Origin of the sequence: Kitasatospora sp. CB01950, from assembly GCF_001905465.1 — a bacterium.
In the GTDB taxonomy this organism is placed as follows: Bacteria; Actinomycetota; Actinomycetes; order Streptomycetales; family Streptomycetaceae; genus Kitasatospora.
The window spans coordinates 465,540-476,991 of record NZ_LISX01000001.1 but is presented as its reverse complement, the minus strand read 5'-3'; the positions used below and the strand labels follow the sequence as shown (position 1 = coordinate 476,991).

13 protein-coding genes are annotated in these 11,452 nt (G+C 73.9%); 7 read left to right on the top strand and 6 right to left on the bottom strand.

The window, feature by feature from the left end; translation table 11 throughout:
• The first annotated feature begins 156 nt into the window (after positions 1–156).
• Positions 157–1,314 (top strand): acyl-CoA dehydrogenase family protein, encoded by a 1,158-nt coding sequence (locus AMK19_RS02225; RefSeq protein WP_073807576.1) that lies wholly within the window; start codon positions 157–159, stop codon positions 1,312–1,314.
• A gap of 71 nt (positions 1,315–1,385) precedes the next feature.
• Here the strand turns inward: AMK19_RS02225 and AMK19_RS02220 are convergent, their stop codons facing one another.
• Complete coding sequence (locus tag AMK19_RS02220) at positions 1,386–1,643, bottom strand: hypothetical protein (protein WP_073807575.1); 258 nt, start codon at positions 1,641–1,643, stop codon at positions 1,386–1,388.
• Positions 1,644–1,778: 135 nt separating this feature from the next.
• Between AMK19_RS02220 and AMK19_RS02215 the strand changes: the two genes are divergently transcribed.
• The gene (locus AMK19_RS02215) at positions 1,779–2,114 is read left to right on the top strand and encodes a cupin (protein ID WP_073807573.1); all 336 of its coding nucleotides are present in this window, start codon (positions 1,779–1,781) and stop codon (positions 2,112–2,114) included.
• A gap of 41 nt (positions 2,115–2,155) precedes the next feature.
• On the opposite strand, the gene AMK19_RS02210 is transcribed toward AMK19_RS02215, so the two are convergent.
• Positions 2,156–2,743, bottom strand: a complete 588-nt coding sequence (locus AMK19_RS02210) for a TetR/AcrR family transcriptional regulator (protein ID WP_073807571.1) — start codon at positions 2,741–2,743, stop codon at positions 2,156–2,158.
• Between the two features lie 109 nt (positions 2,744–2,852).
• Here AMK19_RS02210 and AMK19_RS02205 point away from each other — a divergent pair, with 109 nt between their 5' ends.
• The 4 genes from AMK19_RS02205 to AMK19_RS02190 all read left to right on the top strand — a co-directional run bounded on the left by AMK19_RS02205 (position 2,853) and on the right by AMK19_RS02190 (position 6,745).
• Positions 2,853–4,382: an MFS transporter gene (locus AMK19_RS02205; protein WP_073807570.1), complete on the top strand. Its 1,530-nt coding sequence runs from the start codon at positions 2,853–2,855 to the stop codon at positions 4,380–4,382.
• Positions 4,383–4,524: 142 nt separating this feature from the next.
• Positions 4,525–4,803, top strand: a complete 279-nt coding sequence (gene tatA, locus AMK19_RS02200) for a Sec-independent protein translocase subunit TatA (RefSeq protein ID WP_073807568.1) — start codon at positions 4,525–4,527, stop codon at positions 4,801–4,803.
• Between the two features lie 152 nt (positions 4,804–4,955).
• Complete coding sequence (locus AMK19_RS02195) at positions 4,956–6,245, top strand: hypothetical protein (RefSeq protein WP_073807567.1); 1,290 nt, start codon at positions 4,956–4,958, stop codon at positions 6,243–6,245.
• A complete protein-coding gene (locus AMK19_RS02190) occupies positions 6,242–6,745 on the top strand; it encodes a potassium channel family protein (protein ID WP_241844201.1) in 504 nt (167 codons plus the stop codon). The genes AMK19_RS02195 and AMK19_RS02190 overlap by 4 nt, the downstream gene beginning before the upstream one ends.
• A gap of 8 nt (positions 6,746–6,753) precedes the next feature.
• On the opposite strand, the gene AMK19_RS02185 is transcribed toward AMK19_RS02190, so the two are convergent.
• From AMK19_RS02185 to AMK19_RS02175, 4 genes are all read right to left on the bottom strand, one after another.
• Positions 6,754–8,289 (bottom strand): protein kinase domain-containing protein, encoded by a 1,536-nt coding sequence (locus AMK19_RS02185; protein WP_073807565.1) that lies wholly within the window; start codon positions 8,287–8,289, stop codon positions 6,754–6,756.
• Positions 8,290–8,349: 60 nt separating this feature from the next.
• On the bottom strand, positions 8,350–8,487 hold the full coding sequence (locus AMK19_RS35795; protein ID WP_158071854.1) for a hypothetical protein: 138 nt from the start codon (positions 8,485–8,487) through the stop codon (positions 8,350–8,352).
• A gap of 329 nt (positions 8,488–8,816) precedes the next feature.
• The gene (locus tag AMK19_RS02180; RefSeq protein ID WP_073807564.1) at positions 8,817–9,710 is read right to left on the bottom strand and encodes a hypothetical protein; all 894 of its coding nucleotides are present in this window, start codon (positions 9,708–9,710) and stop codon (positions 8,817–8,819) included.
• Positions 9,707–10,441 (bottom strand): RNA polymerase sigma factor, encoded by a 735-nt coding sequence (locus AMK19_RS02175; protein ID WP_083646441.1) that lies wholly within the window; start codon positions 10,439–10,441, stop codon positions 9,707–9,709. Before AMK19_RS02175 ends, AMK19_RS02180 begins: the two co-directional genes overlap by 4 nt.
• A 310-nt stretch (positions 10,442–10,751) precedes the next feature.
• Here AMK19_RS02175 and AMK19_RS02170 point away from each other — a divergent pair, with 310 nt between their 5' ends.
• Positions 10,752–11,441, top strand: coding sequence for a hypothetical protein (locus AMK19_RS02170; RefSeq protein WP_073807562.1), 690 nt, complete (start codon positions 10,752–10,754; stop codon positions 11,439–11,441).
• The last annotated feature ends 11 nt before the right edge of the window (positions 11,442–11,452 follow it).

Below are 11,452 nucleotides of genomic sequence, written 5' to 3'. Positions count from 1 at the left end.
GGGTCGACCGCGACCACCTCGAACTCGCCGTCCGTCGGCGGTTCGGCTGACCTCGGGCGATGGCGGTCCGGCGGGGCGTCGGCGACCCTGGACAGCGGAAGCTACCGGCGATTAACTTGACTGCGCGTCCAGCCGCCCGCCCGAAGGGAGCGCACCGTGCGCCGCACTGTGTACAACGAGGATCACGAGGCGTTCCGGGAGACCATCCGGGACTTCATCGCGAACGAGGTCGTCCCGGCCTACGAGAGCTGGGAGGAGGCCGGCCACCCGCCGCGGGACTTCTACCGCAAGCTGGGCGAGCTCGGCGTCTTCGGCATCGAGGTCCCGGAGGAGTACGGCGGCGCCGGCGAGACCGGCTTCAAGTACCAGGCGGTGATCTACGAGGAGACCGCCCGCGCGGGCGTCACCTTCGGCTCCTCCGGCGTGCACACCGGCCTGGTGCTGCCGTACCTGATGGAGTACGCCACCGAGGAGCAGAAGCAGCGCTGGCTGCCGGGCTTCGTCACCGGCGACATCATGACCGCGATCGCGATGACCGAGCCGGGCGCGGGCTCCGACCTGGCCGGCATCGCCACCACCGCGAAGCTGTCCGCCGACGGCACCCACTACGTGCTCAACGGCGCCAAGACCTTCATCACCGGCGGCGTGCTGGCCGACCTGGTCCTGGTGGTCTGCCGCACCGCGCCGTACGACCCGGCGGACCGCCGGGCCGGCCTGTCCATCCTGTGCGTGGACACCGCCTCCGAGGGCTACTCGGTCGGCCGCAAGCTGCAGAAGATCGGCCTGCGCACCTCGGACACCGCCGAGCTGTCCTTCACCGACGTGAAGGTCCCGGTGGGGAACCTGCTCGGCGAGGAGGGCAAGGCGTTCTCCTACCTGACCCACAACCTGGTGCAGGAGCGCCTGGCGATCGCGGTCGGCGCGTACGCCTCGGCGGCCGCCGCGGTGCAGTTCGCGGTGAAGTACGTCAAGGACCGCAAGGTGTTCGGCAAGGCCGTCGCCGAGTTCCAGAACACCAAGTTCTCGCTGGCCGACTGCCAGGCCCAGGTGCTCGCCCAGCAGGCCATGGTCGACCAGGCGCTGGAGCTGTACCAGAACGGCGAGCTGACGGTGGCGGACGCCGCCGCGGCCAAGCTGTTCTGCACCGAGTCGGCCTCCGAGGTTATCGACAAGTGCCTCCAGCTGCACGGCGGTTACGGCTACATCCTGGAGTACCCGATCGCCCGCCTCTACACCGACAACCGGGTGTTCCGGATCTACGGCGGCACCAGCGAGGTCATGCGCACCATCATCGCCAAGTCGCTCGGCCTGTAAGGCAGTTCGGACCCGCGGGCACGACGGAGGCGGGCACCCGGTCCGGGTGCCCGCCTCCGTCGTGTCCGCGGTCAGTTCGCGCTCGCGCGCCAGGCCTCCAGTCCGGCCGCCGACGCGGCCTTCGCCTGGTGCACGGTGCGCTGCGCGAGCGCAGCCGGGTGGGTCTCCAGCTGCTGGAACCAGCCCCGGCCCGCGTTCGCCAGGGCGACGCAGACCAGCGCCGTGCCGGTCAGTCCGACGACGGCGCCGATCCCCGTGAGGGCCACGCCGACGGTGAGCATGCCGCGGTTCACCTGGAAACCGCCGATGAATTTCTGATTGGTCGCCATAGGACCACCATCGGGCCGCTTCCCGGGCCCCGCACGCCGAACGGGCCTCCCGTTGACCCCTGCGCGTGGCCCGGCGCGCGGCGCCCGCGAAGCCTGCCTAGGGTCGGTCCGGGGGGCCGACGGACGGAGAACGCGATGACCGAGCAGCCGGCCCGGATCGACCTGAACGCGCTGGCCGAGGAGCACGCCGCCAAGGCCGCCGCCAGCCCGCACGGCCGCAGCGCCCATCTGCTGCTGCACGACGGCGTACTGCGGCAGACCGTGATCGCGCTGCGCGCCGGAGCAGTGCTGGACGAGCACAACGCCCCGGTCGCCGCCAGCCTCCAGGTGCTGCGCGGCCGGGTCGCGCTGACGGTGGCCGGCCGGCAGCAGGACGCGACCGCGGGCGAGCTGCACTCGATCCCGCAGGAGCGGCACGGCCTGCTCGCCCACACCGACGCGGTGGTGCTGCTCACCGCCGTCACCGCCTGAGCCGCCCGACCGCTCGCCTGCCCGGCCCGCGGTCGGGCGACTCAGGCGGCGGGCGCGCCCAGCACCTCGCCGCTGACCAGCGCCATCGCGCGCAGGTAGTCCTCGCCGCCGGGCACCCCGTCCGGGTCGATCAGCCAGTGCGCGGCCTGGCCGAGCAGCAGCGACTGGTAGAAGACGCCCTTGGCGAGCTCGTCCGGGGTGTCCTCGTGCTCGGCCTTGCCCTGGAAGAGCGCGGCCAGGCCGAGCCGGCCGAGCTTCTGCGCCTCGGCCAGCTGTTCGCGCAGCTTCGGGAGGCTCTCCAGCTGCCCGAGGATCTCGAACTGCACCGTCCACAGCCCCCGGTGCGTGGCGAAGCTGTCCCGCATCGCGTCCCAGGAGCGGACGAACCGCTCCTTCGGGTCGGCGATGTCCGCCGAGGAGGCCAGCGCCGTGCCGATCGCGGTGCCCCACTCCCCCATGGCCTCCACCAGCGCCTGGATCAGCAGCGCGTCCTTGGAGCCGTAGTGGTAGCCGATCGCGGCCAGGCTGACGCCCGCTCCGCTGGCGATGTCCCGGGCGGTGGTGCGGCCGTAGCCCTTCTCGTACAGGCAGTGCTTGGCGCTGGCCAGCAGGTCCTCGCGATTTCCCATGCGCCGATGCTACGGCAGTCCAAGACGCTTGTCTTGCTCGGACGTCTGGCACACCCGATTGAGACGTTTGTACTAGACAGTCGTGCAAGACGTCCGTACAGTCCTCGGCATGACCACCGACCACGGCCGCGCCGGCCGACGCGAATGGCTGGGCCTCGCCCTCCTCCTGCTGCCGACCCTCGTCCTCGCCATGGACATGGGGGTGCTGTTCTTCGCCGTCCCGTTCATCGCCACCGACCTGCGACCCAGCGGCACCCAGCAGCTGTGGATCATGGACATGTACTCGTTCCTGCTGGCCGGGCTGCTGATCCCGATGGGCGCCCTGGGCGACCGGATCGGTCGGCGTCGGCTGCTGATCGGCGGCACCGCCGCGTTCGCCGCGGCCTCGCTGGTGGCCGCCTGGACGGACGGCGCGAACCAGTTGATCGCCGCCCGGGCCCTGCTGGGCGTCGCCGGGGCGGTCTTCGGGCCCTCCACGCTGGCCCTGGTGCGCAACATGTTCCCCGACCCCAAGCAGCGGCAGGCCGCGATCGGCGCGTGGAGCGGCGTCATGATGGCCGGCGCCACCCTCGGGCCGGTGGTCGGCGGGCTGCTGATGGAGCACTTCTGGTGGGGCTCGGCCTTCCTGATCGCCGTCCCCGTGATGCTGCTGGCGATGGCCGCCGCGCCGTTCCTGCTCCCCGAGTACCGCGCCCCGCAGCAGGGCCGCTTCGACGTCGCCGGCGCCGTGCTGTCCGTCGCCACGGTGCTGCCGGTCGTCTACGGCATCAAGACCCTCGCGGTGGACGGCTGGAGCCTGCGCCCCTCGCTGGTGCTGCTCGCCGGTCTGCTGGTCGGCGTCGGCCTCGCCGTGCGGCTTCGCACCGCGGCGCACCCGCTGATCGACCTCTCGCTGTTCCGGATCCGCACCTACAGCGGGGCGATCACCGTCAATACCATCGCGATGTTCGCGATGATGGGCTTCTGCCTCTTCACCTCGCAGTACCTCCAGCTGGTCAAGGGATACGGCCCGCTCGCCGCCTCGCTCTGGGCGCTGCTGCCCAGCGTCGGCGTCGGCGCGGCGGTCGGCGGCTTCGGTGCGCTGGCAGGGCGGGTGCGGCCCGCGGTGCTGCTCACGGCCGGCTTCCTGGCCAGTGCGGCGGGCTTCGCCGCGATGGCCTTCGTCGCCCCCGACTCCTCGCTGGTGCTGCCGCTCACCGCCGCCGGGATCATCTCCGCCGGCGCGGTCGGCACCGTCAGCATCACCGGCGAGATGGTGCTCTCCGCCGCCCCCGCCGAACGGGCCGGCGCCGCCGGGGCCACCTCCGAGACCGCCCAGGAACTCGGCAGCTCGCTCGGCATCGCGGTGCTCGGCGCGGCCGGCGCAGCGATCTACCGGACCCGTATGGACGGCGCCGCCCCCACCGCCGCCCGCGACACCCTCGGCGGGGCCGTCACCACCGCCGCCCACCTGCCCGGCGACGCCGCCGAGCAGTTGCTCACCACCGCCCGCGACGCCTTCACCGCCGGCCTGCACGTCGCCGCGCTGGTCGGGGTGGTGGTGATGCTGGGCGCCGCACTCGCCGCCCACCTGCTGATGCGCCACCTGCGCCCGGCCGGGCAGCCCGCCGCGAACTCCCCGGTGGTACAGACCACATGACTGGTATCACCTGCATTTCGGCCGCTGTTTGCCGACGGGTGTATACGTTCGCCGATGAGGACAGGCATACTGGCCGGGTCGGGCCTTCCGCCCGGCCCAGACGTCACAGCGAGAACTTCCACGAAAGGACCGGTGGTCAGGGATGTTCCGTAACGGTCTTGAGCCCTGGCACATCCTCATCATGGTGGTGGTGCTGGTCCTGCTGTTCGGCTCGAAGAAGCTGCCCGAGATGGCCCGCGGCCTCGGCAAGTCGATGCGCATCCTGAAGGCCGAGACCAAGGCCCTGCGCGAGGAGGACGCCCCCGCCGCCGAGGCGCAGAACGGCACCGCCGCCTCGCAGGCCGCCGAGCAGCCCCGCCAGGCCGTCGAGCCGACCGTGATCACCAAGGCCGCCGAGACGTCGAAGTCGACCACGGCCTGACACCCGCCGGCCCCGGCCGGCGCAGCAAGGTCTTCCGGAGCCCCGGACCGCCAGTCGCGGTCCGGGGCTCCTTCGTCGCACCCGAGTGGCTGGCCGCTCCGTCCTGGTATCTGCTGGTAGCCACCTGACGGCGGATCACCTGGACGGTAGCGATGACGGACGAGTCCCCGGACGAGCGCGAGCTCGCCGCCCTGCGCGCCCGGGTCGCCTCCTTGGAGTCGCAGGAGCCCCGCCGCCACCACCGGGTGCGGTCGTTCTTCGCCGCGGTGCTGATCGTGCTGGCCGCGGTGCTCACCCCATTGGCCGTGGTCTCCTCCTGGAGCCGGGCGCAGGTCACCGACACCGGCCGGTTCGTGTCGACGATGGCCCCGCTGGCGTCCGACCCGGCCGTGCAGGGCGCGGTCGCCAACCGGACGACGGACGCGATCATGCAGCAGCTGCCGATCTCCGACCTGCTGAACGAGGTCGCGCCGACCGACCGGCCGGCCCTGAACGCGGTGCTGGGCAAGGTCGGGTCGGCGCTGACCGACGGGCTGACCGGCTTCGTCCACGACCAGGTGCTGAACGTCGTCCGGTCGGACGCGTTCCCCGCCATCTGGGAGGGCATCCTGCGCAACGCGCACGCCGCGTTCACCAAGGTGCTGACCGGGGAGGGCGGCGGCGCGGTGCAGGTGAAGGGCGACACCGTGACCCTGGACCTGGCCCCGGTGATCGTCCAGGTGAAGGACCGGCTGGTGGCGAACGGGCTGAGCCTGGCGGCGAACATCCCCGAGGTGCACACCGACTTCGTGCTGGTGCAGTCGGACGCGGTGAAGAAGGCGCAGACCGGGCTGCGGCTGCTCGACCTGGCCGGGTTCTGGGTGCCGGTGCTGGCGGTGGTGTGCGCGGTCGGCGGCATCCTGCTGGCGGTGCGCCACCGGCGGGCCACCGTCACCACGGCGCTCGCGATGGCCGTCGCGGCGGGCCTGCTGGGCATCGGGCTGACCGTGTTCCGGGCGCTGTATCTGGACAAGCTGCCCGCCGACGTCGACCAGGCCGCCGCGGCGGCGGTCTACGACACCCTGGTGCGGTATCTGCGGGCGGCGGTGCGGATGCTGCTGGCGCTGGGCATCGTGATCGCGCTGGCCGCCTGGCTGACCGGGCCGGGCCGGCGGGCGGGCTGGGTGCGGCAGCTGTGGCAGGCCGGCCTGGGTGCGGTGCGGCGGGCCGCCGAGGGGATCGGGCTGCGGCTGGGCCCGGTCGGCCGGTTCGTGCACCGGTGGAAGGCGTGGCTGGGCTGGGGCGCCGTCGTGGTGGCCGCGATCGTGGTGCTGACCTGGGGTTATCCGACGGCGGTGGTGGTGCTCTGGATCGCGGTGGTGCTGCTGGCGGTGCTGGCGGTGCTGGAGTTCCTGGACGCCCGGCCCGAGGAGCCCGCGGACCGGAAGGCCCCGTCGGCGTGAAGGAGCTGACGCGGGTGTACCTCGCCCTGCTGGGCGGTCCGGTGCTGCTGCTGACGGCGTACTTCGCGGTGCCGCTGGACTGGCTCGGGCCGCGCCACCCGGTGGTCAGCTGGGTGCTGTTCGGCACCCTGCTGGCGCTGCTCGGCACAGGCCTGCTGGGCGAGGCACGACGGCAGGTGCTGGGCCGACCGGGACGGCCCGTCCCGGTGATCGTGATGCTGCTGTGCGGGGCGCTGGTGGTGTTCGCGGGCGCGTACCTGGCGATGTCCAAGCAGCCGGGCGAGTTGGAGGGCCTGAACACCAAGATCGACGCGCTGTACTTCACGGTGATCACCATGGCGACCGTCGGCTACGGCGACATCCACCCGGCCGGGCAGGTGGCGCGGGTCGTGGTGATGCTCCAACTGCTGTACACCGTGGTGTTCCTGACCACCGGTGTGACGGCGTTGAGCCGTCAGGTGAGGACCCGGACGATCCGGCGGGCGCGCGGCGGCGAGTAGAGCCCGCGCTAGTCCTCGCGCTGGGCCTGCATGTGCACGGCGGTGAGCAGGCCGGCGATCCGGACCTGCCAGCCGTTGGCGAGGGCGGGCTCGACGGCCTTGTGCTTCTGGAGGTCCTTGACCAGGCGCTGGGCGTCCTTGAGGGCGCTCTCGGCGTCGTCGGAGCGGTGGTCGTTGACGTCCTGGGTGGCCTGGTCGAGGAGCGCGGTCAGGTCGTTCTGGCGGTCGCGGTCGCGGGCGAAGGAGGCCTGGGCGACGTCGGCGCGCAGCTGGGCGAGCTGGGCGATCACGGTGGGCTTGGCGCTCGTGGACGGCTTGGGCGAGGTGCTGGGGCGGGCCGAGGCGCTGGGCGACGGGGACGGGGGCGCGACGGGGGCGCTGCTCTCGGCCGTGGCGGACGGAGCACCGGCGGACGGCTGGGCCTTCGGGGTGGGGTCGCCGCCGCTGAGCGAGAACGCGGCGATGCCGGCCACGCAGGCGAACACGGCGGCGCCGACGCCCGCGTACACCAGCGGGTTGCGGCCGCGCCGGGGCTCGGGTGCCTCGTCCCGGTGGCGGACCGGCATCGCCATCGGCATCGGCGGGAGCACCGAGGTGCGCTGCTGCTCGGTCCAGGGCTGCCGCTGCGGCGGGGGCGGGGGCGGCGACGGCATGGTCGCGGGGACCGGCGGCAGGACCTGGGTGGCGGCGCCGAGCAGTTCGGCGGTGCGGTCGGTGGGTGCGGCCGGGACGGCGGCGAGCAGTTCGGCGGCGGCCGCGTTGGCGTCGGCGGGGCGCTGGTCGGGGTGCTTGGCGAGCAGCCGCAGGATCGCGGCGTCCAGCGCGGGCGGCACGTCGGGGCGGAGCGCGGCGGGCGACACCGGGTACTCGGTGACGTGCTTGAAGGCGATCGCGACGGGCGTGTCGGCGGTGAACGGCGGTGCGCCGGTGAGCATTTCGACCAGCACGCAGCCGACGGCGTACAGGTCGGCGCGGGCGTCGACGGCGCCGGCGGTGGCCTGTTCCGGGGAGAGGTAGGCGGCGGTGCCGATGACGGAGGCGGTCTGGGTGAGCTGCTGCCCGGAGGAGGAGCCGGCCCGGGCGATGCCGAAGTCCACCACCTTCACCCCGCCGTCGTGGGTGATCATGATGTTGCCGGGCTTGATGTCGCGGTGCACCAGGCCCTGGGCGTGGGCGGCGGCCAGCGCGTCGAGGACGGCGGCGGCGATGCCGACGGCGCGTTCCACCGGGAGGGTGCCGTGGTCGGCGATCAGCCGGCCCAGGGTGTCGCCGTGGACGAGTTCCATCACCAGGTACGGGGAGCCCTGGTCGATGCCGGAGTCGAAGACCGTGACGATCCGCGGGTGCACCAGCAGCGCGGCCATCCGGGCCTCGCGGGCGAAGCGTTCGGCGAACCGGGGGTCGTCGGCGAGGCCGCCGTTGAGCACCTTGACCGCGACCGGGCGGCCCAACTGGTGGTCCACGGCCCGGTAGACGGTGGCCATTCCGCCGACGCCGAGTATCTCGCCGAGCTCGTAGCGCCCGTTCAGCGCGCGTCCGATCATCGGATACTCCCCTCGTCGGTCGGGCACCCGTGAACCATAGCGGTGCGGTGCGGCAGGGCTTTACGGCCGCTGCACCAGCAGGGCGGCGAGCAGGGCGGCCAGGGCGGCGGTGAGCAGGGCACGCGGGATGCGCGACGAGCCGTGGACGGCCCGTCTGGCTGCGCGTTCGACGTGCGGCGAGGTGCGCGGGAAGCTCATCGCCGACTCGCCTGGCGGTGCGTCGGGTCGGTCACCGGGGACTCCAGAGGTTTTCGGGCGGGACGCCGGGGTGGGCTCCGGACGGACGGTGGACCCGGGGGAGTCCAGCCGTCCGTCCGGAGCGGTTCCGGCCGGCCGTGGACCCGGGGGAGTCCGAGGGGCCGACCGGAGCGGTTTCCGGACGGGCGGGGCCCGGGGGAGCCGTCCGCCCGTCCGGAAGTCGGTCCGGGCCGGCCGGCGGGCACAGGGGAACCCGCCGGCCGTCCGGAGTCGGGGCCGGCCGGGCGGTGGACCCGGGGGGAGTGTCCACCGCCCGACCGGAGTCGGTGTCAGTCCTGGCTGTTGCCCCCGCCCTTGGACTGGTCGCCGCCCCGGCCCGGCCGGGCCGAGGACGACGGTGTGGCGGACGCCGACGGGGACGGACCTGCCGACGGGCGGCCGTGGCCGTTGCCGCTGCCCTTGCCGTTGCGGTCGTCGTTCCGGTCGTCGTCGTTGTGGCCGCCGCCGCGGACGAGCTGCGCGCAGTACCCGTTGACCTTCTCCGGGCCGCCGGCGGCGCGCAGCAGTTCGGCCAGCGCCGGATCGACGGCGGCCTCCTTCGGCTTGGCGCCGCCCGAGACCCGGGCCGCGAAACCGCGACACAGTGCGACCAGGTCGGGTGCCTGCCCCGGGTCGGTGGACGCCGGGTCGGTGGGCCGACCGGATCCGCCGGCCGGGCGGCCGGCGGTGCCGGACGGCTTGGCGGTACGGCCCGGGGCGGTGCCCGGCGACGACGCGTCGGGCGTGCCCGAGGGCGGCGCGGACGCGGCGGCGGCCGGCGGGGTCGGGGCGGGACCGCCCAGGACCTCGGGCAGCCGGCCCGCCCCGGCGGCGACGGCGACCCCGCCGACGGCGGTCACGCCCAGCGCGACGGCCATGGCCTTCGCGCTGAGGGCCCGCGCGAGCGCGGTGTCCGCCATCTTTCGTCTCCGGTGCTGACTGGGGGCCGGCTGGCGACGAGCCTGCCGGAACGCGGCCAGGGCCCCCTCTTCGCCGGGCAGCGGGCCACCGTCCTCCGGCCCGGTCGCCGCAGCGGCGGCGAGCAGGTCGGCGAGCTCGGGCCGTCCTGGCACGGACTGCTGCCCGGCGGAGGGGTTCTGACCGGCCTCCGGGTCGACCGTCGTACCGCCGAGCAGCTGCTCGGCGGCGGCGCGATCGATCCGGCGGGATCGGTTGGTGCTCATCTCATATCCCTCAGCGTCGGCACCTGCGCCGGTGTCACACCCTGCGCGGAGATCTTTTTGCCGGCCGCCCGACGGGGTACCCCGTCGGCCGCTCCCCCGGTCTGGTCGAGGGCCTTGGCAAGCCGCCGCAGCCCCCGGTGCGCGGCCATTCGGACGCTGCCGGCCCGTTTGCCCAGGACCTTCGCGGCACTCTCCGCGTCCAGCCCGAGCACCACCCGCAGCAGCACCGCCTCGGCCTGGTCGGGCGGCAGCGAGGCGATCAGCGCGAGCGCGTCGGAGGTGGCGACGGTGGCCATCGCCTGGCCTGCGGTGTCCTCGACGGCGGCCAGCTCGACCAGGTACTCGACCGGCAGGTCGGCGACCGGACGGCGGCGCACCCGGCGCAGGTGGTCCATGGCCCGGTTGCGGGCGATGGTGGCGGCCCAGCCGCGGAACCCGTCCGCGTCGCCGCGGAAGCCCGGCAGGTCACGGGCGATCTGCAGCCACGCCTCGGACGCGATGTCCTCGGCGTCCTCGGCCCTGCCTCCGACCAGCACCCGCAGGTAGCGCAGCAGCCCGGGCTGGACGGCTCTGAACAGGACCCGGAACGCCTCTTCGTCGCCGTCCTGCGCGGCCCGGACGGCCTCGGCGAGATCGGCCCGCCGGCCCGCCGGGCGGTCCGGCGGACCCGGACGGCCGCGTCGGTCGCCGTCGTCCGCCCCGTGGTGTTCAGCACTGTGCACCCGCCACATGATGCGCCATCCGGATGCCCCGGCCCACCCGCGGGGCAGGGCCCCCGCCGTGGTGGAGCGGTGGCCGCAGGGTGTGGGGGCGGGCGCTGCACGGTGTGCGCCCGGTGCAGACCGAGGCTCCGTCAGTTTCGGGACCAAGGACCCGGACCGGGCCGACTTTCGTCCTGTCGGACGCTGTCGTTCGCCCGCGGTTTCCCCCCACTCCCTCGCCATACCGTACAAAAGAGGGACATTCCGTCCCCGATCCGGAGCGCGACGGCCGTCCGCGCGCCGCCGCCCCCTGCACCGAGGCAGAGACACGGGAGACGCCATGAGCACCGCCCAGGAGCTGTACGCGACGGGAATCCGCGAGCACTTCGCGCCCGCCCTGCGCGCCCTCGGCCTGCACGGCTGGCGGCACTCGTTCTCGCTGCCGGACCACGACCGGTGGGCGGTGCTCGGCGTACAGGTCGTCCACGCGGACGGGCGGGTGCGCTACACCGTCAACCTCTCCGTCACCGACAAGGCCGCCTGGGACCGGCGCAGCGTCCGTCCGGACGCCAACACGCCCACCGGGCTGGAACGTTGGCGCGCCCCGATCGGCGAGGTGATGCCGGTCGGCGGCGAGGTGTGGTGGGAGGTCGCGCCCGGCCCGCGCTGGCTGGTGGCCGTCGAGGACTCGGTGGCCGCCGTCCGCGGCTACGCGCTGCCCGAACTGCGCCGCCGGCTGCGTCCCGACGACCGCGGCCCCTACCTGCTCCCGGTCGCCCTCGACGGCGTCAACAACGCCCTCGCGATCGCCGGTGTCGCGCGCATCCAACGCGCCGAACTCACCGACGGCACGCTTGAGTTGCACGGCGCGTGGAGCCGCCACGACCCGGCCGCCCGGCAGGTCCTGGCCGGCGCCGCCCGCGGCTTCCTGTCCGCCCGCGACCGACGTTTCCGGCTGGTCAGGGCGCTCGACACCCTCGGCCGCCCGCTGTGGGAGTTCCCCGACGGGAACCACGACGAGGCCCACTGAGTCCCAGTCAG